The following is a 23,042-nucleotide window of genomic DNA, read 5'->3' as shown; positions in this document are numbered from 1 at the left end:
ATTGGTCGTGGTCACTCCACCTTGATGTGTGCGGCTTTACCGGCGATGGCATGGCAGCCGCAGCTGAGCAGGTGGCCTTCCAGCACGATCGGCAGACCGTTGGCCAGGTGGGTGCTGCTGCCCTCGACGAAACTGTGCTCGCCGGGGTGCAGGGAACAGCTGGCGTAGTCACCCTTCACCGCCAATGGATGCCCATTGATGCGGTGGGTGGAAGCATGCTGGCAGCGGGTGACCTCGCCGTCGCCCGTGGTGGAATCGCCTTGGCAGATGGGGGAAGGCATGGCATCACCACCGACCCGGAGGGGGCGTGCGGTAGATCAATGTCGCGGTCACGCGCTCGCCGTCCAGCAGTTCCAGCACCGCATCGTCCTTGCCAAGGCGGTAGCCGGTTGCGGTGCTGAGTGCGGTGGCAAAGCGGTCACCGATCGTGTCGAACGCTGCCTTGTGGCACCTCGCACCTGTGCGGGCGACAGCCTCGATGGCCAAACCTTCTTCGCCATGCAGGCGGTAGATGCCGGTCAGCGGCTGGCAGCCCGCGAACCCGGTGATACGGCGGCCGTCCGCCTCGAAGATGACAAAGCCTGCCTGGGATTTAGGCACCAGCTGGACAGCGGGGTGATGGTCGTCAACTGGAAGGTGGCTCAGCTTCCAGACGGTTTGAAGCAAAGGCTGCGGGGCTTCGGGACCCGCCTGCCAGGGCTCCGGGGCGTACCAGGGGCGGGGTGGGGCTTCAACGGCCTGAGGCGCTTCTCTTCTGCACGCTGCCAGAGTGAACGGAAGTGCCAGCGCCAGAAGCAGCGTGGTGTAGTTCTTCATGCGGTTTCCTTGTGGAGCGGCACATCTGATGGGGTGTGGGCAAGGACAGGCTGCAGCAGTAATCCTTCTGCGGAAGCAAGCACGACCACATGGTTGCCGCCGCTGTGGGCGGCCAGCGCCAGTGAGGACGCGCCTGAGCCACTGCCCAGCGCGCCCACCTGGGTGTGAACATCCGTGGCGTGTTCGGGGGCGGCCAGGTCGATGGGCTCACTCAAGCCAGCCAGCGCACGCCGGAACGCGCGGATTGACCCAGGCTCGGCCTGGCTGTCGAACCAGATGTGAAGCGCACCTTGAGGAAGGGCGGTGGTAAGCGCGTTCCATGCGTCCACAATGCGCTGCTGCTGTATGCCATGAGAATCCGGAGCTTCGGTGCGCCGCTGGATCGGGATGAAGACCGGATGTGGCAGCGATGCCAGCACAGGCGCAGCGTCCCACTGTGCGACCTGTTCGTGTGTCCACGGCGCGGGGTACCACGGGTCATGGGTGCCCGCCGCGCGCTCTGGAACACCGTCGGTCATTTCCCCGGACATGGCCTGGTGCCAGGTTGAGCTTGGATGAACGTGGGTTTCGGGTGTGGCGAAGCGCGATGGGATCATCGATTCCATGGCGTCCCGCCACCAACGATAGGGCATGCGCAACGCGTCTACATCCACACGCGACCCCGGTATGGCTTCGGTGCGGATACGCGACGGCAGATGCTCACGACTGATCCAGAACAGCACGATGCTGTCGCAAGGAGATTGTCGAGGCGCTTGCTGGCCCGGGTCTCCGCGAATCAGGCGCCCATCGACGCTGAGTAGCGCGATGCTGTCCAGTTGCCGTGTCTCATCCATTATCCGATGCAGGTTCTGCATCAGCGGCGCGAGTGTGAGCCCGTCCATATCCTGCTCGCGCAGCAGTAGACGGGCAGGTTGATCGGATTGCATTTTCATCAGGCCCGGCCAATGCCGGGCGGCATAGCGACTGGCCTCTGTAATGGGAGGGGCCAGTGTCAGAATCGGCAGCGGGCCGCCATCGGGTACGTCTGTTGCAAGCATGTCCATGGCCAGAGCCAGTTGCACCTGCAGCTGCATTCCGTGTTGAGCAGAGCCATTGTCGATGCGCGCGCCTGCGTTCTCCGCAGGCACTGGGTGCCTGCGATGCGAAATTGAGGAAGCAAGCTCCGCAGCGGCGCTGCCTGCCATCCAGGCATGACACGCGCGAATGCAGAGCGTGCCGGGTACAGGTGATGGGGTGGAGGCGTGAGGCTGGGCCGGAGCCTGGGCAGCCGGAGACCGGAACGCCTGCTGCAACGCATACCCTGCCGTGCAGACAAGCGCGGCCCCAATCACGCCGCCGAGCCACGGCACCAGCGCCGCCGCGCCGGCTCTCTCGGTCGGATCGGTCGCGTAGAGGACCATCAGCACAGACCAGGCCACGGTCAGCAGAAGGAATGCGAATGTCCAGGCAGAGCGGCTCATGACAAGCCATCCGCATAGGTGAGGCGTTGGCTCATGCCCACTGGCTTGGTTGTCGGGGACGGCTGTGCCAGTGGTCCAGAAGGCGTTACCGCCGTCGTTGTACCGGAAGTGATGCGAAACACCTGGCGACGACGCAGGTAGCTCCAACGAGGCTCGCGGCGGGTGGATGTGGCAATTGCATCCAGGGCGTCGAGCTTGCCATCCATGAGTGATGCCGGCCTGGCATCCGTGAAGATCGGTTGGCCGCCATCACGGAAGATCTTCAATGCCCGCCGGTCCTCGACGTTCAACGGGTCGATCGGTGGCGGTGGCCTGTCTTCACCAGAGGCCGGACGCTGTTCCAGCCGTCGCTGATACCCCGGCAGCGTGACCTCGTCATAACGGCGCCGCGCCTCTCTATAGCGTCGATCTTTCTCCTCCAGTTCCTTGTGCATGTTGTCGTAGTCGCGCTGGCACTGGGGGTCGGTCAGAACGAATGCCGCGCGGGAATCATGGACGTGGTCTTCCAGCAGTCTGCGGACAGCGGGGGAAGGATCGGGCGAGGTACTCCAATAACGCTGGTACATGTCCCGCATGGGTGGAAAGCCGGTGACGTAGCCGTAGACCCCGGACCAGCGACTCACCATGCTGCGGAGCGTGCCACCCAGGCCCTCGCAGGCCTCAACATCCTGGTGCAGCTCGACGTTGGACTGGTCGAGATTGATGTAATCCTGCATCAAGGCAGGTTTGCACTGCCGGACGAAGGGCTGGGCGATGTAGTCGTTCCTGCGCAGTACGCTGCGGCGCCAGCCGATGTAGTCGAGATAGTGATGGTGCAATTGCCGCATCAAAGGTGCACCGCCCTTGAAGCTGCCGAGGCGGCTTTGATGTGCATCAAACGCACTTTGAAGCTCGGGGGAGATGGCGAAGTCATCTGCGAGCCCCTGTTCCTTCAGGTTTTCGAGGTCAACCAAGGGCACACCTGCTGCATGTGCCCGGCGATACATGTCGTTGAGCGGAATCTGCGACAGCATGTCCTGCTGCTGCTGACGAATGGCGCCGGACCGGTTCGTGCCTTTGCCCTGGGTAATGGGGCCGTAGCCACCACCCACGTCAGAGTGCATGCCGGGGTAGATGATCTCCAGGCGCTGAGGTGCATCACCCTGCCCTGCGCCGATGGTGGTAAGCGGGAACGAATTTCGCGCCTCGTGGGCAGCAATCATGTGCACGCACTGCTCGACAAAGCCTGGAATTTTCATGTGAAGGGGCTCAGCCCACTTCAAGTGACCATCGCCGGGCAGTATGGGCACCGAGTCGGCTACATGCACCGATGCCACCGTGTCGAACAGCCCCATGAAACGCACCCGCAGAGGAATGCCACAGATGGCGGCCTGTTTTCCGCCGGTCCATTCGATGAGTTGATTGAGGAACGCGCGGGCAGCAGTGGCGCCACGTGAGAAGCCAAACAAGTCCAGGGTGATTCCGGCAATGTTGGGTGCGGCGGGCTTGGGGTGGGCGAGAATGCCAGCCAGTGTAGTGGTCCAGACCTTTACCTGCTCCTCGTCTTCGATGGCGCGGATGAGCGCCTGCTCGTTCTCTTCGACAATGGGCGGGTAGCCACTGAGCCTGGCGATTCGATTGGCGACGTACAGGTAGGCATAGCGCAGGCGGCGGTCGCCGTAGAAGCCATCACGCGCGCCAAGAGGGTGCGGTTCGTGCTCGCCGATGGACGGAAACGGCGTGCCGACGCCGGGGATGTAGAGCCTGCTTTGACCAGTTTCGGATTTTTCAAGACAGACATCGAAGAGCCGTGCGACGTTGCTGTGTGAACCACTTGGCCTGTCTTCATCTGCGTGGTTGCGCGTGCCGTCAAAGAAGATGGAGACCTGCATTGTGATTAGGCAAGGTGCCGAGCCGGAACTGATCTGCGCTGATACTGGATTGAGGTGCAGCGTCGCCGGTGCGTCGCCGGGAAGCCATGCAAATTCGATCTCCCGCTTACTCATGTTCGCCAATGCCTCTTTTTTCATTGAAGTTCTTATAGGGGTAGCGCGCGCCGGGATAGTCAGGGTGGCGCGGTGAAAGTGCGCTAGGAACAACCAGAACCTCATCATTTTCAAAGATGTGCAGCCAGGTTTCGGCGACATAGGTGTAGGGCTGGACCGCTACATCTTTCTCTACCCAACGACAGCCTTTGTCTTCTGGTTCGCCTTGTACATAGTCCAGGTTTCGCTTGCAACGCCGCCACTTCACACGAACCGACAGTCCGGGATACCAACGGGTAGGCAGGCTGATCGCGCCCAGCGTGGTGCTCGCCCCAGTGCTTGCTCGCCCGCCTCCCTTTCCGTTCACATAGACCGGCCGAACGAAGGTGTCAGTCGGCTCGTAATCCATCGACGTCAAATTGCTGCCGATGTACTTCGGCTGCTCGTAAGCCTTGTCTGCACGCGCGCATGCACAGAGCGCTGCGGTAAAAATCAGCGGTATGATTCGGGTTGGCATTCGCCGTGGTCGGGTGCGTGTCGCCAACTGGCAGCAACGGGAACACTGGAGAAGCTTGGCGATTTTCTGCTTATTCATTTTCGCCAATGCCTCTCTTCTCATTGAAGTTCTTGTAGGGAAAGGACGCGCCCGGATAGTCCTGATCGCTCGGGAAAAGCGCACTGGGAATGACCAGCACTTCATCGTTCTCAAAGATGTGGAGCCAAGTCTCTGCAACATAGGTATAGGGCTGGACCGGTACGTCCTTCTCCACCCAGCGGCAGCCTTCGTCTTCCGGTTCACCCGGAACGTACTCAGTACCTGCCTCGCAACGCCGCCACTTGACGTGAGCCATCAGTCCGGGATGCCCGCGGGTCGGCAGGCTGAGGACGCCCAGCATGGTGCTGCCACCTGTGCCCGCGCTGTCGCCTCCCTTTCCGTTCACATAGACCGGCCGAACGAAGGTGTCAGTCGGCTCGTAGTCCATGGAGGTCAGGTTGCTGCCGATGTACGTCGGCGGCTCGGGGGCCTTGTCTGCGCGCGCGCATGCACAGAGCGCTGCGGTAAAAATCAGCGGTATGATTCGGGTTGGCATTCGCCGTGGTCGGGTGCGTGTCGCGAACTGGCAGGAACGGGAACACTGGAGAAGCTTGGCGATTTTCTGCTTATTCATTTTCGCCAATGCCTCTCTTCTCATTGAAGTTCTTGTAGGGAAAGGACGCGCCCGGATAGTTCTGATCGCTCGGGAAAAGCGCACTGGGAATGACCAGCACTTCATCGTTCTCAAAGATGTGGAGCCAAGTCTCTGCAACATAGGTATAGGGCTGGACCGGTACGTCCTTCTCCACCCAGCGGCAGCCCTTGTCCTTTGGCTCTCCCGGCACGTAGTCAATGTTTCGCCTGCAACGGCGCCACTTCACGCGAACCGTCAGTCCGGGATACCAGCGGGTCGGCAGGCTGAGGACGCCCAGCATGGTGCTACCACCTGTGCCCGCGCTGTCGCCTCCCTTTCCATTCACATAGACCGGCCGAACGTAGGTGTCACTCGGCTCGTAGTCCATCGACGTCAAATTGCTGCCGATGTACTTTGGTGGCTCGTATGCCTTTTCTGCACGCGCGCACGCGCAGAGTGCTACGGTCACAATCAGCAGCAGGATCCAGCTCGCCACCCGCAAAGTTCGGGTGCGTGTCGAGAGTTGATAAGGTCTTGAGCCTTGGAGAGGCTTGACGATCTCCGGCTTACTCATCTTCTCCAATCCCTCGTTTGTCAAAGAAATTCTTGTAGGGATAGGGCGCGCCAGGATAATTTTCGTCGCTCGGGAAGAGCGCGCTTGGAATGACCAGTACCTCGTCGTTCTCAAAGATGTGCACCCAGGTCTCCGCTACGTAGGTGTAGGGTTGGACCGGTACGTCCTTTTCCACCCAGCGGCAGCCCTTGTCCTTTGGCTCTCCTGGCACGTAGTCCAGGTTTCGCCTGCAGCGGCGCCATTTCACGCGAGCCGTCAGTCCGGGATACCAGTGGGCCGGTAGGCTGAGGACGCCCAGCATGGTGCTCGCGCCATCGCCGGCCATGTCACCTCCCTTCCCGTTCACATAGACCGGCCGGACAAACGTATCGGTCGGCTCGTAATCCATCGATGTCAGATTGCTGCCTATCCAGGTCGGCACGGGTTGCGATACTTCCCGGGTCTTCCAGATCACCAGCAGCACGGCAGACAAGGCGACGTACGCGATGAGCAGTGCAGCTTTCGCGACCGGGTGCAGCGAACCCAGTTTCAGCAGAAGCGAACGTCCCAGCGAACGAGAACGGTCGTGCATCACTCCTCCTCAACGGCTCCGGTCACCGCATGAATCGGGTAGTGGAGCTGCGCATCCTCTTGCCCCGCGTCTGCACCAGCGTGGCCTGGAACAAGCATTGACACGCCAAAGGCAGCGGCAGCTGCGGCAGTCAGCAGCGCAACGCTGATCCACGCCTTGCCCGCAGACCGGGCTTCATCGGCGAGTTCAGCCGCCGAGATCTTTTCCACGTGTTCCAGTTCCCGTGCCCACTCCGCTTCCTCTCGCTTGGCCTGGTGGTGCAGGCCGAAGATCAGCAGAGCCGCAGGCACCATGACGGCGGCGAGGTACAGCGGCATCAGCATCGTTGGGGGGTGTTCGCCGTACTGCGCGTAGCCGATGGCCATCACCAGCACTGCGGCAATGGAGCCGAATGCCATCTGATCGAGCGCGCGGGCATGCCGCATTCCGATGGCATGTCTTAGAAAACCGCGGCGCATGCCATTGACGACGAGGAACAGGGGGACGGCCAGTACCAGCGCAAAGCCAACGGGACTTTCCTCGCGTGCGTAGGCCACGCTGCCAGTCGCAGGCGGCCGGAAGGCGGGCAGCAGCGAGACCGCCGAAGTGACCAGTGCCAGCGTGACCAGCGTGTCCAGCAGGATCCAGCCGACCATGGTGGATTCCTCCCGCACGCTCCCGTCGCCATCGTCCGTCTTCCGTGCGTCCGGGGATGCGGTGCTCCGATCTGTGTTGTTCAAGCTGTGTTCTCCGTTGTCAGATTGAATCGGATGAAGGTCGAACGACCTCCGCATTCCCCAGTGCCATCCACAGATCCGCGCCTCGCAGCGCTTGTGCATGCACCGGATGCGCGCTAAGCGCATCCGCGTCCTCACTGCGAAGCACACCCCAGGCAATCCAGCTGGCCAGATCACTTGGTTCCACATAGCCGTGCTGCCGTGCTGCGGCAATCAGTGTTGTCGCCAGAGCGTGGCGCGCTTCCCGGGGTGTAGCTGACGGCATGGAGCGAAGCGTGGGTTTCAGTGATTGCAGCAGTGCATCAGCCAATCCCAGTTCAGCGAGCGCCGCCGTCTGGTCCGCGTCCCAGCCAGGAGACGCGTGCTCCATCCCAGCCATGGCATGCAGCGGGGGAATCGCCAGTGGCATCGCCCGTCCGTCGCGGTCTGCCAGCCACCACCCGGCCCACGGCGTGCTGAAAGCGACAAGCTGCTCGGGATGCCACACTTGGATCGCCGCACGCAGCACCCGCCCATCTGCCAGCCGGGTGTACTGCATGCCGGCTGGGTCGCCGTCGCGCAGCCAATGGCGCAGGTGCACGAGCGTCTCTCCGAAGGTGCAACGGCTGGCCAGCCAGTTCATTCCAGGGCCGCTGCCGTCCAGCCCCAACGACACGGCGTGGGCAGGGGACATCAGCCAAGGGCCGAGCGCCTGTGCCGCCCCGGGCAGATCCGAAAACAGCGAGACCGCGTCGCCTGCGCAGCTTGCCAGGCGTGCGCCGACGTCGCGCTGCATCGCGCCGTCCACCAGCACCAGCGGCTCGATACCGGGCTGCGTTCTGCAGTCACGCCACAGTGGGGGCAGTGGATTCATGCCGCGCCCGCCAGCTGCACGCGGGCGCTACCTGCGGCCGCAGCTCTGGCCAGGCAGGGCAGGCAGATCGGCGGGAGTTCGGTCGGCAACGTGCGGCTCCAGTGGTCGCTTGCCGGGCCTTCCCAGCGGTGCTCGGCACCGTGGAACGCCAGCGCCCCTTTGCTGCCGACCGTTACCCCATCACCGATGCGGATGAAGCTGCCATCGGCGGCCACCAGGCGGATGCTGGGTGAGGACAGCACGATCTCCCCCTTCTCCGTGCTCAGCTGCATGCCGGCGAGCGCATGACCGTCCAGCAGCCCGTCACGGGCCTGCAGCTGCAGGTCGCCCTGGTTGGCGACGGCCTGCACGCCGCCCTCGGCCACGAACATCGACAGGCCTTTGCCGGCCAGCAGCTGCATGCGTTCACCGCTGGTGTGCTGCACCCGCCCCTGCGCCACCACATCGTGGTGCTGGCCGCTGACATGCAGCTGGCTGGCAGGCGAGGCACTGACCAGGCCGGCAGATGCCGCCAGCGCAATGACCGGCTCGTTGGCTGCGACGGTATCCCCCGACCAGCCCTGCAGTGCGGTGTCCAACGCTGTCTGGGCATCGGCGTCCGGTGTGCCGGCCTGCAGGCGCGTGGCCATCTCGGCCAGGGTGCCGAACAGCTGGCGGCAGGTGCCAAGGACGTCCAGCAGCTCCGGCAGCGCCATCTGCGGGCCGGTTCCACCGCTCTGCGCATGGCTGCTTACCAGCAGGCCTTTGGCCGAGCGCAGCGCCAATGCCGCATCGGTGCGCAGCTCCGCACCCTGGCCGCGTGCCTGCGCGTTGCCATCGCTGCGCGGTGTTGCTACATGGCCCAGGTGCAGTGCACTTTCGAAGGGGCTGGATCGCAGCGTCGTGCCCAGTGCCTGCCCGGTGTCGTCCATCGAGAGTTCATTGAATCCGTCACCACCGTGCTCGTGGCTGCGGATGCCCGACACGGCGCGGTTGGCCGGCAGGCTGCCCATGCCACTAAAGCGTGGCGTTGCGTGGCGCCCGTTGTAGACGCCAGCGATGACCAGAGGGCGATCAATGTCGCCGTGAAGAAAGGCGACGACCACTTCCTGACCCACCCGTGGCAGGAACTGATGGCCAAAACCGTCACCTGCACTGGGCATGGCCACGCGCACCCAGGTGGATGACCACGCGTTCTGACCATCGCGATTGGCCGGTTCATCCTGGTCACGCTGCCAGTGAAAGCGGATGCGGATGCGCCCCAAGGCATCGGTGTACACGGTCTCGCCCTCCGGCCCCACCACCGTCGCGGTCTGCACGCCGGGCGCATTGGGACGCAACAGGGGGCGCGTGTGCATGGGTACCAGCGGCATATCGCCCGGCACCGCGCGGAACCGGGTGAGGCATTGGCCTGCCGGGGGCAGGTGCCCAGCTGCCGGAGCGAGGGAGGCCATCGCATCAGGGAGGTTGTTGGTAGCAAGCACGTGCACGCCACTGATGAGGAAGCCCGCAGGCGCCGGTGCCCCGGCTGTACCAGGTCGTCCTTCCACCAGCACGCTGTCGGCGGTGGCAAGCCCGCGGAAGTCGCCCTCGCCGAGGCACGTCCTCGACCTCAGCTCCTGCGCCTGCATCTGCAGGCGCGCGTAACGGTTCATGTCCGCAGTGTTGCTGCCGTAATAGAGGGTGCGTGCCTGATGGCTTTCCAGACCCTGCACGCTCCGGGTCATATAGGCACTTGCCGACAGCGCGAGACCGTCGCTGCCGCGCAGGCGCTGTGCGCTCGCATAGTCGAAGCTGGACAGCGTGTGGCGCGAGGGAATCAGCCTGTGCAGCAGCTGCCACCCCTGCAGATGGGGCGTGCCGTCATCCGTACCGGCGGCGCGGTGTGGCAGGGCAACGGCGCCGTCGGGATCAAACAGAGGCTGGTCGCTCAGAACAAGCACGTGGCGCGGCGTGCCGTCCACCCGATCGAACTCGAACCGGTAGCTGATGCCTTCTTCGGCAAGCAGGCGTTCGATGAACTGCTTGTCCGATTCGTTGAACTGCACGCAGTACGAGCGCATGTCATGCTGCGCCAGCAATGAGCGCCGATGGTCGAACGCCAGGGCGATGCTGGTGTTACCCTGGCGGTGCTCCTCAAGAATGCATGCCACGATATCCGGCACGCTCATGTCCTGGAAGACGCGGCAGGCCGTCCGTCGGTCCAGCAGGGCCAGCGCTGACACGATCCGGAATGTGACGTTGTGCCACGCGTCGTGCTGTGCTGTACACCGGATGGCATCGACGATGCCGCAGAACCAGCGACGCCCGTTGCCGGGGCGGGTCACGCCGACGCCTACAACGCGGCCCTGCAGTGCCTGTACCTCTTCAAGGCTAGCCTGCACCAGACCGTGGGCGGTGAGAGCGAAATCCTCGTTGAACGCATCCCGGTAGTCGAGCGACTGGATGAAGACCGACGGTTCATCTGCGCCCGGTCCCCAGCAGGTATCAATCAGGCGATCGCCACTCACGGGTTTCGCAATCGTGTGCATTACAGCGTGCCTCCCTGGCAGAGTGTTGGCGCAGGGTGCGGTCCGTTGACTGCCGTGGTCTATAGGACGATTACGAAAAATGAAGGTGATTTCTGGCTGGGTGCGCTGTAGGGGTAGCGTGGGTGGTGGCAGGTGCATCCACGCATGGCGTGGATCTACTGATCCCACGCTGTCGAGGAGGGGCGACTAAACTTTTGGGTTCCCGTTGTGATGGAAGCCTCCCCCTTGACCCCCGACGAGTACGAACGCGCCTCGCGCACGCTGCTGCAGGAGTACCTGCTGCAGGCATCACCTGCGCAGCGCCACATCTATGTTGCGCGCCGCAACCATGACGACAGCCCCGAGCTGCTGGCCTGGCTGGCAGGCCGCAGCGAGCTTGATCGCGCGACGGCCCTGCTGATGTACTGGTCGCTGGGCGCAGCCTGGTTCGCCCAGTACGCCAGCGATGGCGACGTGCCCGAGCATGAGCGCGATGCCTACGCGATCGTCCAGGGCATCGAGCAGCGCTATCTGGCAGGCTTCTATGCCGATCATGGGCTCGCCTTCGATCCATGCAACTGGCCTGGCCCATCGGCGGGCGATCATCCCGGGCTGACGATGCGCCGTGCCGTGCCGGACACCATGCTGGCCGCCGTCGTGGGCGCGCGGGCGGTCGATCCTTTCGCGGAGGTGATTGACGAAACCTTCGATGACGGCCTGCCATTGGACTGGGCTGCACAACTGCAGGACCTGGCCGCTGCGATGCAGCCTGATCGTGGCCCGGCCCTGGGCGACGACGTGGCCGGCGACGTCGACATCTATGCTGAAGCGGTCCCACCGATGCTGTCGCCGGTGGCGATGGCATCGGATGCGGGCTGGCCGGTACTCGAGTCCTTCCTGCGCCAGGCATCGCCGCAGCAACGCCATCAGGTGATGCTGTTCGCCGAGGCCAGCTCACTGTCAGATGCGCTGCAGTGGTTGCTGGACCAACCGAGCCTGGCTGCATCCAGCGCACTGGCGCTCTACTGGAACCTGGGCGCGTCGTGGTACGTCCCGTTCGCCACGATCGAGGATGTGCCGAAGTCGCACCGCTACACCGCTGCGGTGCTGCGACAGATCGAGCAGCGCCTGGCTGAAGGCGCCTACGCGGATCACGGGCTGGGTTTCGACCTGGAGTGGAACCGGCCACGGTTTCCCACGCGCTGGCCGGGTCGGGAGGTGTTGCGTGCGATTCCCGCCCTGATGTGGCTGCCGCGCCCGGGTCAGATCGTGGAGGAATCGGACGAAGTGGATTTCATCAGCGGCCTGCCCGAAGACATTGCCGAGGCGCTGGCGAACGCCCGCGGGTAGAGGATCAAGCATCCACGCCATGCGTGGATGGGCGCCTCACCCCATGTACAACCCACCATTGACCGGGTAATCCGCACCGGTCACATACGAGGCTTCATCCGAGGCCAGCCAGGCCACCAGGCCGGCCACTTCCTCCGGCCGGCCCAGGCGGCGTACCGGCACCGAGGCGGCCAGCCGGTCCAGCACGTCCGGCGGGAAGCTGCTGATGGCCTGGCTGGCGATGTAGCCGGGCGACAAGGTGTTCACGGTGACCCCGCGCGAAGCGACTTCAGCAGCCAAGGCACGGCTGAAACCGTGCATTGCCGCCTTCGCCGTCGCGTAGTTCACCTGGCCGATCTGGCCCTTGTGGGCGCTGACCGAACCGATGTTGACGATGCGGCCCCAGCCGCGCGTGGCCATGCCATCGACCACCTGCTTGGTCAGGTTGAACAACGCGTTGAGGTTGGAGGCGATCACCGCATTCCAGTCCTCCACCGTCATCTGCCGGAACAGCAGGTCGCGGCTGCCGCCGGAGTTGTTGACCAGCACGTCCACTTCGCCCACTTCGGCGCGCACCTTGGCGAAGGCCGCCGAGGTGGATGCCCAGTCGGTGGCATTGCCTTCGGAGGCGATGAAGTCAAAGCCCTGCTCACGCTGTTCGCGCAGCCAGTTGGCCTTGCGTGGCGAGTTGGGCGCGCAGCCGGCGACCACGGTGTGCCCGGAGCGGGCCAGGCTCTGGCAGATGGCAGTGCCGACACTGCCCATGCCGCTGGTGACGTACGCAATACGAAGGGTCATGGCAGAACGCTCCTTGGGAGGCAGGTCATGCAGCGAAGAGGGGATACAGGCCGAACAGCAGTCCACCGGCCATCAGCAGCAGCGAGATGGCGATGGCCCACTTCAGGGTGAACTTCTGGTGGTCGGCGAATTCAACCTTGGCCAGGCCCACCAGCAGATAGGTGGAGGGCACCAGCGGGCTGAGCAGGTGCACCGGCTGCCCGGCCAGCGAGGCACGGGCCATTTCCACCGGGGTGATGCCGTAGTTGCCGGCGGCCTCGGAGAGGATCGGCAGCACGCCGAAGTAGAAGGCGTCGTTGGACATGAAGAAGGTGAACGGCATCGACGCGATCGCGGTGATGACAGCCAGGTACGGGCCCCACGATTCGGGAATGATCGCCAGGAAGCTGTGCGACATCGCCTCGACCATGCCGGTGTTGTTGAGGATGCCGGTGAAGATGCCCGCGGCGAAGATCAGCGCCACCACCGACAGCACGTTGCCGGCGTGGTTGACCACGCGGCGGCGCTGTTCGGCCAGGTTCGGGTAGTTGATGACCAGGGCGATGGCGAAGCCCACCATGAACAGCACCGGCATCGGCAGCACGCCGGCGATCAGCGCACCCATCAGGGCCAGGGTCAGTGCCAGGTTCACCCACAGCAGCTTCGGGCGCTTGATGTCCTCGGCGTCTTCCACCGACGGCAGTGCGTTGTTGTCATCAGACACGCTGTTGTCCATCCAGCTGCCACCCTGCGGCAGGGTGACCACGCCCAGGCGGCGGCGTTCCTTCATGCCCAGGTACCAGGCCAGCAGCAGCACGCCGGCACAGGCGATCACCATCGACGGGATCAAAGGCACGAACACATCGGCCGGGTCCACGTGCAGCGCGGTGGCGGCACGTGCGGTCGGGCCGCCCCACGGGGTCAGGTTCATCACGCCGCCGGCGAGGATGGTCACGCAGGTCATGTTCAGCGCGTTCATGCCCAGCCGCTGGTACAGCGGCAGCATCGCCGAGACGGTGATCATGTACGTGGTCGAGCCATCACCGTCGAGCGAGATCAGCATCGCCAGCACGGCGGTGCCGAGCACGATCTTCATCGGATCGCCCTTGACGAAGCGCAGGATGATGCGCACCAGCGGATCGAACAGGCCCGCATCGATCATCACGCCGAAGTAGAGGATGGCGAACATCAGCATCACGCCGGTCGGCGCGATCTTCTTGATGCCTTCCAGCATCATTTCATCGATGTCGGCCCCAAATCCGCCCATCAAAGCGAAGATGATCGGGATGGTGATCAGGGCGACCAGCGGCGACAGTCGTTTGCTCATGATCAAGTACATGAACGTAATGACCATGCCAAAGCCGAGGATGCTCAGCATCATCTGCGGACTCCTAATGAAGACAGGACGTGGGGAAGGGGAGGGGATGGGGCGTCAGAAATCGAATTGCAGGCGGCCGGTGACCGCACGCGTGCGGTCCAGCGTCACCCCCGCGAGACGATCGCGGTTGCGGCTTTCGATGACATCGAGCATGAAGCGCAGGTTGTCGCGCAGGTACCAGTTGCCGCCCAGCGTCCAGGCGGCGGTACTGCCACGGCGCAGGTCCGGTGCGCCGTCGAGGTGCTGGGCGCCCCACATCTGGTCGTAGCGCAGCGCGACTTCAAAGGCACCGGCTTTGTGGCGGATGTCCTTCACCCGGGCGAAGCGCCCGGTCTTGCGGTCGTAGGCCTTGCTTTCGCCGGTGACGAACCAGCTGAGCATGCCGTAGGCGGCCATGACGTCACCGCGCTGGGCGCCGTCGTCGAAGGTCGCGCCGCTGAACTCACCCTGCCACGAAAGCGGGCCGCGCACCTGCGCGTATTCCAGCGACCACTTGTTGACGTCGGTGTCGCGGCCGGCGGAGAAGTCGACCAGGGTCAGGCGGCTTTCGTCGGACAGGTGGCCGGCCGGGCGCGGGCGGATCTTCAGGCCCGGGGTGCCGTTGCTGCCCGGATTGTCATAGGCCTCGTGGGCCAGCGACAGGCCCAGGTGCAGCACGTCGCCGTCGCTGGGCGAGGGGGCCCAGGTGACGCGGCCACCGGCAGCACGACCCTTCACCTGCCAGGCGTCGATGCTTTCCAGGCTGTAGAGGCTGGCCGCCCAGGTGAAGTCGCCCGGATTGGCCTGCCAGGACGCGCCCAGACGGTACAGCGGTGCCAGGGTGGTGCCGGCGTTGCCGCGCTCCAGGAAGCTGCCGTAGTTGGAACTGGTGCGGTCATCCAGCGAGAAATACTGCTTGAACTGGCCGACCGTCAGCTTGCCGGCCTTGCCGAAGCTGCGGCTGAGGTAGACGTCCTTGGCTTCGACGCGGTCCCCGGAAAAATCGGCCTCGGCCTTGTAGTCGACCACGAAAAACTTGCCCGACACATCCACCCAGGCACGGCGGATCTCGGTGTCGTCCTTGTTCGGGGTGCCGCGATCGTCGTTGTCGAACGTGGCGAAATCCAGGTGCAGGCGGCCGCCGACGGTGGCGGTCACCGGCCGGTGGTCTTCCGCAAAGGCCGGCGCAGCCAGCGCAGCCAGGGCCATCATGGCGGCGGGGCGCTGCCAGGCAAACTTCAGTTCCACAAACCCTCCCAGGTGCGCGCCGGGCGCGCGGCAATCGTGGGCACCGGATGGTGCGCGGCCGCAGTCTGGGTTGCCGTAGCTGTCATCGTCCTGTCAGCGGTTTGTGCGGTGCAGCGTAAATGCTGGCCGCTGCGCTCGCCGGGTATGGCTTGCCAGACGCCGTCGCGCCGCACGCGGTAGCATTCGCTTCCCTCCTCGTGCCTTCCCGCTCCCTGCCGATGCGCCTGCTGCTGGTCGAAGACAATCCGGATCTGGCCGATGCCATCATCCGTCGAATGCGCCGCAGCGGGCACGCGGTGGACTGGCAGGCCGACGGCCTGGCCGCCGCGAGCGTGCTGCGCTACCAGAGCTTCGACCTGGTGGTGCTGGATATCGGCCTGCCCAAGCTGGATGGCCTGCGTGTGCTGGCGGGCATGCGCGAACGTGGCGACAGCACGCCGGTGCTGATGCTGACCGCGCGCGATGGCATCGAGGACCGCGTGCAGGCGCTGGATGTGGGCGCCGATGACTACCTGGGCAAACCGTTCGATTTCCGCGAGTTCGAGGCACGCTGCCGCGTGCTGCTGCGCCGCGCGCGTGGCCAGGCCAGCGAGGTGGTACAGGTGGGCGGATTCCAGTTCGACAACGCCGCGCACCGCGTCACCGTGGATGGCGAGCCGATCGAACTGCCCAACCGCGAGTACCGCCTGCTGGAGATCCTGGTCGGCCGCCTCGGCCAGGTGGTGGGTAAGGATGAGATCGGCAATGGCCTGTTCGGTTTCGACGATGAGGCCGGGCCGAACGCCATCGAACTGTATATCGGCCGGTTGAGAAAGAAGCTGGCCGGTGCACCGCTGCGCATCACCACCGTGCGTGGCGTGGGTTACCTGCTGGAAGAAGCCGGCGACGGCAGCGGCGACGGCGATGGCTGAGGTGCGTCCTGCCGGAGCCGCGCCCGGTTCGCTGCGGCGCACGCTGCTGCTGTACCTGGGTACGCTGCTGGCAGTGTTCGCCGTGGCGCTGCTGTTTGCAGCACGCGATTACGGCCAGCGCGCCGCCAACCGTTCCTACGACCATCTGCTGGTGTCTTCTGCCCTGTCCATCGCCGATTCGGTGGCGCTGGTGGATGGCCAGTGGCAGGTGGATCTGCCGTATGCCGCGCTGGATCTGCTGGCAATGGCGCCGGAAGACCGCGTGTTCTACCGCGTGGCCGACAGCCGCGGCATTCTCATCACCGGCTATGGCGACCTGCCGGCGCCGCCACGCCGGCCCGGCACGCAGCCGCAGTTGTTTGACGCGCTCTACAGTGGCGAGACCGTGCGCTTCGTGGTGGTCAGCCGCAGCTTCGCGGCAGCCTCCGCGCAGGGCGAGGTGCAGGTGCAGGTGGGGCAGACCCGCCGTGCGCGCGAGGCCTTGGCGCAGGACATGGTGACCCGCGCGCTGCTGGCGATCGGTGTGTTGTCGCTGATGCTGCTCGCCCTGGTGGCCTTCGGTGTGCACCGCGCCTTCCGGCCGCTGGTGCGCGTGGAGCGCGAACTGTCGCGGCGCGAACCGTCCGACCTGAAGCCGCTGGATGCACGCGTGCCGCGCGAGATGGACCAGATGGTGGCGGCACTGAACCGGTTCATGGAACGCCTGTCCAGCAGCAACGAGACGCTGCGCGCGTTCATGGCCGAGGCCGCACACCAGATGCGTACGCCGCTGGCCGCACTGCGCGCGCAGGCACAGCTGGCGCTGGATGACGACGATCCGCAGGACATGCGCCGCAGCCTGCAGGCCATCGAACGCAACGCCACTCACATGAGCCGCCTGCTCAACCAGCTTCTCAGCGATGCCAGCGTGATCCATCGCTCCAACCTGCAGCGTTTCGCTGCGGTGGACCTGGTCGAGACCGTGCACCAGGCCCTGCATGAAGCATTGCCGCAGGCCGGCCCAGCGCCCCGCGTGCAGCTGGCGATGACGGCTGAGCCCGTGCAGGTGCATGGCGACGCGCTGCTGCTGCGCGAGGCGATCAAGAACTTGGTGGACAACGCGCTGAAGTACGGTGGTGATGGCCCCCTGCAGATCGCGCTCACTGTCGAAGGCGGGCACGCGATACTCACCATTGCCGACCATGGTGCGGGCATCGCGGCGGCCGATGCAGGGCGCGTATTCGAGCGTTTCGCCCGGGGGGAAGGCGCGCCGGCCGGTGGCGCTGGCCTCGGCCTGGCCATCGTCAAGCGCGTGGTCGACAGCCATGGCGGCCATATCGACCTGAGCAACCGCCCGCAGGGTGGCCTTGTCGCCACCATCCGTCTGCCCCGGAGCAGTTCATGATCCGCTTGTTCGCCACCACGTTTGCCCTGCTGCTGGCGCTGCCGGTGCTGGCTGCGCCGGGAGACGTGCGCCGCTTCACCGCGCAGGGGCCGGTCACCGCGCAGCTGCGCATTCATGGCACCACCGACATCGAAGTGTTCGCCGTGGTCATCGCCGATTACCAGCGGCTGCACCCTGGCACCGAAGTGGTGTACGAAGACATCATCACCCAGGATCTGTACGCGCGTTACCTGCATGATCGGGCCGGACCGGATTCGCCGGACCTGCTGATTTCCAGCGGCATGGACCTGCAGACCAAGCTGGTGAACGATGGCCACGCGCTGCCGCATCGTTCGGCACAGACCGCCGCGCTGCCCGCCTGGGCGCAGTGGCGCAGCGAGGCCTTCGGCATCAGCTACGAACCGGTGGTGATGGTCTACAACACCCGTCGCCTGCCAGCGGCGAAGGCACCGCATACGCGCCGCCAGCTGCTGGACCTGCTGCGCGCCGAGGGCACGCCGTTGCGCGGCAGGGTCGGCACCTATGACATCGAGCGCAGCAGCGTGGGCTATCTGCTGGCGACCCAGGACGCGCAGCGCGGCAGCATTGCCGGTGCACTGCTGGGGGCGCTGGGCGACAACGCGGTGCTGCGCGAAGAACGCACGGGCGTGCTGCTGGACAAGGTTGCCAGTGGCGAGCTGTCGCTGGTGTACAACGTGCTGGGATCGTACGCGCAGGCACGCATCGATGGTGGTGCACCCCTGGCCATCATCGAACCGGAGGACTACACCCTGGTCGTGCTGCGCACCGCGGTCATTCCGCGTACCGGCCCGCACCCGGAAGAAGCACGGCGCTTCCTCGATTACCTGTTGTCGCCGCGTGGCCAGCAGGTGCTTTCGCGCGAGGCTCGGCTGATGCCGATCGTGACCGGCAACGCCCGTACGGGCGACACGCCGGGCCGCAGCCGCCGTCCCATCCAGCTTGGCCCGGGCCTGCTGGTGTACCTCGATGCGCTGAAGCGGCGCCAGTTCCTCGATGCCTGGCGCAGCAGCGTGGAGCCGGCCGGGCGCTGAGCCCGCGGCTGGCGCCGGTCCATGGCCGGCGGACGGGTACAATGGCCCCATGAGCGAATACACCATCCTGATCGCCGATGACCATCCGCTGCTGCGTTCGGCGGTGGTGCAGTCGCTGCGGCAGAGCCTGCCGCTGGCGCAGGTGCGCGAGGTAGCCAGCGCCGATGCCCTGGCCGAAGCCCTCGACGCCCAGCCCGAGGTGGACCTGGTGCTGCTGGACCTGACCATGCCGGGTGCGCACGGTTTCTCGGCGCTGCTGCATGTGCGTGGCTCGCACCCGGATATCCCGGTGGTGATTCTTTCCTCCAACGACCACCCGCGGGTGATCCGCCGCGCGCAGCAGTTCGGCGCCGCCGGGTTCATCCCCAAGTCGGCCCCGGCCGAGACCATCGGCCAGGCGGTGCAGATGGTGCTCGACGGCAGCCTGTGGTTCCCGGCGATGGCGCCCGAGCGCAGTGAGTCCGACGCGCTGCTGGCCGCGCGCCTGGCCCAGCTCACCCCCCAGCAGTTCCGCGTGCTGCTGTGCCTGGCCGATGGCCTGCTCAACAAGCAGATCGCCTACGAACTGGGCCTGGCCGAGAACACGGTGAAGGTGCACGTGACCGCCATCCTGAAGAAGCTCGAGTGCCACAGCCGCACCCAGGCGGCGGTGCTGGTGAAGGCGCTGGAACCGGAAGGTGACGCGGACGGGATCTGACCCTGTGTTGCTGCTTTTGTAGAGTCGAGCTTGCTCGACTGGGCTGGAAATGCCAGTCGAGCAAGCTCGACGCTACAGTCGTCAGACGCTGAGGGAACGCAGATCAATGATGGGGCGCATGCCTTCGGTGCCGTCCCACTCTGCAGGCAGGCCCAGACTGGCGAAAGCGTCCACGATGGCCTGCCCGATCCGCTCCATGGCAGCGCTGTCGGGCGGGCCCCAGAAGCCGATGGACAGATCGCTGGTGCGCTTGGCGCGTTTCATGTCATCGCCGGAATAGAAGCAGAATCCTCTCAGGCCGGCAGCGGTACCGCCGCGTTCAACGAAGCGCTCGTGGGTGTCGTCATGGCCGTCGTCCTGGGTATCCCCCTGCGCGTGGCCAGTGACGATGCCCGTTGCCTCCAGAGCTGCAAAGGCCGCATCGATCTTTGCCCGCGCCAGTTTCCAGGCAGCGGCGGACATCTTCCGGTCGGGTTTGCGTACCGGCGCTTCGGGTGGCGCGTGGCCCGTGAGCGCGCACAGCAAAGCTTTCACCTGTGCAGACCAGGCGTTCTCCACGACGTGGTTTCCGTGTGCGTCTCGCACGTCCGGCCGTGCGCCGGCATCCACCAGAAGTTGCACGGCTTCCGGCCCGTCCGGCGAGAATTCGGCCGCCAGGTACAACGCAGTGCGTCCGCCATTGGCTTCGTGCTCAAGCGGGCTGCCGGCATCGATCAACAGGCGCAGCGTGGCCAGCGTGTCTTCCATCGGCGCGTGGTCGGCACTGCTGGCCGCGCGCTGCAGCGCGGTGAAGCCATGGGCGTCCACGGCGTGTACATCCGCGCCCGCTGCAAGAAGCGTCGCCGTGGCCTGCGCGTTGGCTGCCCATGCAGCAGCAAACAGGTCAGCGGGAACATCGGTCTTTGGGGATTTCGGCATGGATAGCCGTCCTGGCACAAGGGGGCTTCCATTGTAGAGTCGAGCTTGCTCGACTGCTGTTGCCAGCCCAGTCGAGCACGCTCGACGCTACGCGCGGTGCCGCAACAGCATCTGTGTCATCAGTGCCCGCAGTGCCGGGGGGCGCACGGGCTTCGGCAGGAAGCCCCAGCCCTGTTCGGCGGCGTGCGCCTTCAGCGCTTCATCGCGCTCGGCGGTCACCAGGATCACCGGCGGCCGCGCCTGCCACAATCTGCACAGTGCCTCGTACAGGTCCGGGCCGTGCCATTGCCCCATGCGTACATCCAGCAGCAGCAACTGCGGCACGTTCAGTGCACTGGCGATTTCCAGCGCGCCCTGCGGGCCATCGGCCAGCTCGACGTTGCAGCCCCAGCGCTCCAGCAGCGCGCGGGTGGCGGCACACACGCGCGGATCATCATCGATGCTCCAGACCCGGCATTGGCGCAGTGGGCTGTCGTCGGATGGTTCGGCGGCCACCACGGGCGGCGGTGCCGGCGCGGCCACATCGTCGGCATGGCCCAGTGCCACGCTCACCGCGAACACGCTGCCCTTGCCCAGGGTGGATTGCAGACTGATGCGGTGCCCGAGCAGGCGGCCGATACGCTCGACGATGGCCAGCCCCAGGCCCGCGCCCCGTTCCTGTTCGACGCCATCGTTCAGGCGGCGGAATTCCTCGAAGATCTCGCCCTGCAGGCTCTCCGGAATGCCTGGGCCCTGGTCGTGCACTTCGATGCGCAGCTGGTCGCCCACGCGGCGGCAGCCGATCAGCACGCGACCACGCGGGGTGTAGCGCAGGGCATTGGACAGGAAGTTCTGCAGGATGCGGCGCAGCAGTGCTTCATCACTCACCACCACTGCGCGGGTGTCGACCCAGTGCAGCTGCAGGCCGCGGCTCTGCGCGGCGATGCCGAATTCGCGCGCCAGGGTTTCCAGCAGTGGCGACAGGGCGAAGGCACGCACGCGGGTCTGCAGCGAACCCGATTCCAGCCGGGAGATGTCCAGCAGGCTGTTGAGGATGGCGTCCTGCGCAGCCAGTGCGGCATCGACATGCTCGCTGAGTTCGCGTGCTTCGCCACTCAAGCGCGCGCGCAGCACCGAAACGAACATGCGCGCCGCATTGAGCGGCTGCAGCAGGTCGTGCACGGCCGATGCGACGAAACGGGTCTTGTAGCGGTTGGCCTGCACGGCCTCGCGGCGCGCCTCGTCCAGGTCGTGGGTACGCTCGGCCACGCGGTGTTCCAGTGCGTCGGCCAGCGAGCGCAGTTCACGCGCAGCGTTCTTGTAGCTGGTGATGTCCGCATAGCTGGTGACGAAGCCGCCATCGGGCAACGGGTTGCCGCGGATCTCAAGCACGGTGCCGTCGTCCTTCTCGCTTTCGCGCATGTGCGGGCGGCCGCTGCGCAGATGGTTCAGGCGGCGCTCGATGGCATCGTCGATGGGGCCGGGGCCAAGCAGGCCACGGCGGGCATTGAAGCGGAACAGTTCTTCGATGGGCCGGCCCACCCGCACCAGCCCCTGCGGGAAGCGGAACAGTTCGATGTAGCGCGAATTCCACGCCACCAGGCGCAATTCGCGGTCGATGATCACCACACCCTGCGGCAGGTGCTCCAGGCTGCGGCTGAGCCCGCTGTCGGCATCGGTGGCGGCCTGCAGCAGGCCATCCTGGGCGGTTCGCAGCTCCTGCGCGTGCTGCTTGAGCAGGGTTTCCAGTTCGCTGCGGCTGCGTTGGCGGTGCCGCGACAGGCGCTGCCGCTGCTGCACGAACAGGGTCAGGAACCCCAATGCCATCCACACGGCGGCACCGGCCATGGCGGCGGCCCGGCCGGCACTGGCGGCACCACCGGCATCGTGCAGCAGGTGCAGGCTCCAGTCTTCATCGCGCAGCGGCAGGGTCTGCCACAGCATGGCCTGCGGCAGCGCCGGATCGAGCAGGCGCACCATCCGTCCACCGTCGGCCAGCACGTCCTCGGTACGCACGCGCAACGGCTGCAGCGAACGGTCCGCATACTGGCGGGCATCGAGCATCTCGCGGCGTTCCTCGGCCCCCAGCGGGCGCAGCAGCCGGTAGCGCCAGGCATCGCGGTTGGCCAGGAACACCACATCGTGGTTGTCACTGGCCAGCACCACATCCGGGCTGCCCAGCCATTCCTGCTCCAGCGCCGACAGCTCGATCTTGATGACGATCACGCCGATGCGCTGCCCATCGCCATCGACAATGGCCTCGGACATGAAGTAGCCGGGCACGTTGGTGGTCATGCCGATGCCGTAGAAGCGGCCCCGGCCATGGGCCATCGCCTGCTGGTAGTAGGGGCGGTAGGCGTAGTCCTCGCCCACGTTGCTGGCCGGCTCATTCCAGTTGCTTGCGGCCACTGCAACGCCATTGCGGCCGACCAGTGTCAGGGTCGAGGTACGCGTGACCTGGTTGGCGCGCTGCAGCTTGAGGTTCAGGCGCTGGCGTTCAGCCGCCGTCAGCGGTGTGCGCAGCGCCTGCAGCAGGTCCGGGTCCAGCGCCATCACCTGCGGCAGGGTGCCGAAGCGGTCGATGCGCTGCTGCAGGCCCTGGCCGTACAGCTGCAACTGGCGCTGCACCTGGTTGCTCTCGGCAGCCAGCGCGCGCCGCCAGGCCAGATGGCCGGCGATGATCGCGCACAGCACCGTGCCGCCGACCATCACGGCGATGGTCAGCAACAGCATCCGGTGGCGGCTGAGCCAGTACATGGCGGCAGTCTACGCAGGGCC

General features: G+C 65.5%; 21 protein-coding genes. 5 read left to right on the top strand and 16 right to left on the bottom strand.

What is annotated here, in order from left to right; all coding sequences use genetic code 11:
* Positions 1–11: 11 nt before the first annotated feature.
* The 11 genes from C1924_RS16585 to tssI form a co-directional block, all read right to left on the bottom strand.
* Positions 12–281 (bottom strand): PAAR domain-containing protein, encoded by a 270-nt coding sequence (locus C1924_RS16585; protein WP_108766284.1) that lies wholly within the window; start codon positions 279–281, stop codon positions 12–14.
* A gap of 4 nt (positions 282–285) precedes the next feature.
* Positions 286–816 carry an META domain-containing protein gene (locus tag C1924_RS16580; RefSeq protein WP_108766283.1) on the bottom strand — a complete coding sequence of 177 codons (531 nt, stop codon included), beginning with the start codon at positions 814–816 and terminating at the stop codon, positions 286–288.
* Entirely contained in the window at positions 813–2,276 is a 1,464-nt protein-coding gene (locus C1924_RS16575) for a DUF2875 family protein (protein ID WP_108766282.1), read from the bottom strand. The genes C1924_RS16580 and C1924_RS16575 overlap by 4 nt, the downstream gene beginning before the upstream one ends.
* On the bottom strand, positions 2,273–4,285 hold the full coding sequence (locus C1924_RS16570) for a DUF2235 domain-containing protein (protein ID WP_159094826.1): 2,013 nt from the start codon (positions 4,283–4,285) through the stop codon (positions 2,273–2,275). Before C1924_RS16570 ends, C1924_RS16575 begins: the two co-directional genes overlap by 4 nt.
* Positions 4,254–4,835 carry a DUF3304 domain-containing protein gene (locus tag C1924_RS16565; RefSeq protein ID WP_159094825.1) on the bottom strand — a complete coding sequence of 194 codons (582 nt, stop codon included), beginning with the start codon at positions 4,833–4,835 and terminating at the stop codon, positions 4,254–4,256. The genes C1924_RS16570 and C1924_RS16565 overlap by 32 nt, the downstream gene beginning before the upstream one ends.
* Complete coding sequence (locus C1924_RS16560; RefSeq protein WP_159094824.1) at positions 4,828–5,409, bottom strand: DUF3304 domain-containing protein; 582 nt, start codon at positions 5,407–5,409, stop codon at positions 4,828–4,830. The genes C1924_RS16565 and C1924_RS16560 overlap by 8 nt, the downstream gene beginning before the upstream one ends.
* The gene (locus tag C1924_RS16555; RefSeq protein ID WP_108766279.1) at positions 5,402–5,983 is read right to left on the bottom strand and encodes a DUF3304 domain-containing protein; all 582 of its coding nucleotides are present in this window, start codon (positions 5,981–5,983) and stop codon (positions 5,402–5,404) included. The genes C1924_RS16560 and C1924_RS16555 overlap by 8 nt, the downstream gene beginning before the upstream one ends.
* Positions 5,976–6,554, bottom strand: coding sequence for a DUF3304 domain-containing protein (locus tag C1924_RS16550; RefSeq protein ID WP_108766278.1), 579 nt, complete (start codon positions 6,552–6,554; stop codon positions 5,976–5,978). Before C1924_RS16550 ends, C1924_RS16555 begins: the two co-directional genes overlap by 8 nt.
* Positions 6,554–7,189 carry a hypothetical protein gene (locus C1924_RS16545; protein ID WP_108766277.1) on the bottom strand — a complete coding sequence of 212 codons (636 nt, stop codon included), beginning with the start codon at positions 7,187–7,189 and terminating at the stop codon, positions 6,554–6,556. Before C1924_RS16545 ends, C1924_RS16550 begins: the two co-directional genes overlap by 1 nt.
* Before the next feature lie 100 nt (positions 7,190–7,289).
* Positions 7,290–8,123 (bottom strand): DUF4123 domain-containing protein, encoded by an 834-nt coding sequence (locus C1924_RS16540; protein ID WP_108766276.1) that lies wholly within the window; start codon positions 8,121–8,123, stop codon positions 7,290–7,292.
* A complete protein-coding gene (gene tssI / locus C1924_RS16535; protein WP_159094823.1) occupies positions 8,120–10,633 on the bottom strand; it encodes a type VI secretion system Vgr family protein in 2,514 nt (837 codons plus the stop codon). The genes C1924_RS16540 and tssI overlap by 4 nt, the downstream gene beginning before the upstream one ends.
* 210 nt (positions 10,634–10,843) lie before the next feature.
* Here tssI and C1924_RS16530 point away from each other — a divergent pair, with 210 nt between their 5' ends.
* Entirely contained in the window at positions 10,844–11,962 is a 1,119-nt protein-coding gene (locus C1924_RS16530) for a DUF4274 domain-containing protein (protein WP_108766274.1), read from the top strand.
* A 36-nt stretch (positions 11,963–11,998) separates the two neighbouring features.
* Here C1924_RS16530 and phbB read toward each other — a convergent pair whose 3' ends face one another.
* From phbB to C1924_RS16515, 3 genes are read right to left on the bottom strand one after another with little or no spacing between them, the layout of a single operon-like run.
* Positions 11,999–12,739 (bottom strand): acetoacetyl-CoA reductase, encoded by a 741-nt coding sequence (gene phbB / locus C1924_RS16525; protein ID WP_079223230.1) that lies wholly within the window; start codon positions 12,737–12,739, stop codon positions 11,999–12,001.
* A 25-nt stretch (positions 12,740–12,764) separates the two neighbouring features.
* Positions 12,765–14,096 carry a CitMHS family transporter gene (locus C1924_RS16520; protein WP_108767102.1) on the bottom strand — a complete coding sequence of 444 codons (1,332 nt, stop codon included), beginning with the start codon at positions 14,094–14,096 and terminating at the stop codon, positions 12,765–12,767.
* A 54-nt stretch (positions 14,097–14,150) separates the two neighbouring features.
* Positions 14,151–15,287, bottom strand: coding sequence for a porin (locus tag C1924_RS16515; RefSeq protein ID WP_108767101.1), 1,137 nt, complete (start codon positions 15,285–15,287; stop codon positions 14,151–14,153).
* Between the two features lie 254 nt (positions 15,288–15,541).
* On the opposite strand from C1924_RS16515, the gene C1924_RS16510 reads away from it, so the two are divergent.
* Genes C1924_RS16510 through C1924_RS16495 form a run of 4 tightly spaced genes read left to right on the top strand, consistent with a single transcriptional unit; the run spans position 15,542 to position 19,367 of the window.
* On the top strand, positions 15,542–16,234 hold the full coding sequence (locus tag C1924_RS16510) for a response regulator transcription factor (RefSeq protein ID WP_108766273.1): 693 nt from the start codon (positions 15,542–15,544) through the stop codon (positions 16,232–16,234).
* Positions 16,227–17,618: a sensor histidine kinase gene (locus tag C1924_RS16505; RefSeq protein WP_108766272.1), complete on the top strand. Its 1,392-nt coding sequence runs from the start codon at positions 16,227–16,229 to the stop codon at positions 17,616–17,618. The genes C1924_RS16510 and C1924_RS16505 overlap by 8 nt, the downstream gene beginning before the upstream one ends.
* Positions 17,615–18,670: an ABC transporter substrate-binding protein gene (locus tag C1924_RS16500; protein WP_108766271.1), complete on the top strand. Its 1,056-nt coding sequence runs from the start codon at positions 17,615–17,617 to the stop codon at positions 18,668–18,670. The genes C1924_RS16505 and C1924_RS16500 overlap by 4 nt, the downstream gene beginning before the upstream one ends.
* 49 nt (positions 18,671–18,719) lie before the next feature.
* Complete coding sequence (locus tag C1924_RS16495) at positions 18,720–19,367, top strand: response regulator transcription factor (protein ID WP_108766270.1); 648 nt, start codon at positions 18,720–18,722, stop codon at positions 19,365–19,367.
* An 81-nt stretch (positions 19,368–19,448) separates the two neighbouring features.
* Here the strand turns inward: C1924_RS16495 and C1924_RS16490 are convergent, their stop codons facing one another.
* The gene (locus C1924_RS16490; RefSeq protein ID WP_108766269.1) at positions 19,449–20,285 is read right to left on the bottom strand and encodes an ankyrin repeat domain-containing protein; all 837 of its coding nucleotides are present in this window, start codon (positions 20,283–20,285) and stop codon (positions 19,449–19,451) included.
* A gap of 87 nt (positions 20,286–20,372) precedes the next feature.
* Positions 20,373–23,021 carry a PAS-domain containing protein gene (locus C1924_RS16485; RefSeq protein WP_108766268.1) on the bottom strand — a complete coding sequence of 883 codons (2,649 nt, stop codon included), beginning with the start codon at positions 23,019–23,021 and terminating at the stop codon, positions 20,373–20,375.
* Positions 23,022–23,042 lie beyond the last annotated feature (21 nt).

This window comes from Stenotrophomonas sp. ESTM1D_MKCIP4_1 (assembly GCF_003086895.1).
Classification (GTDB): domain Bacteria; phylum Pseudomonadota; class Gammaproteobacteria; order Xanthomonadales; family Xanthomonadaceae; genus Stenotrophomonas.
This window is presented reverse-complemented; position numbering and strand designations above follow the sequence as displayed.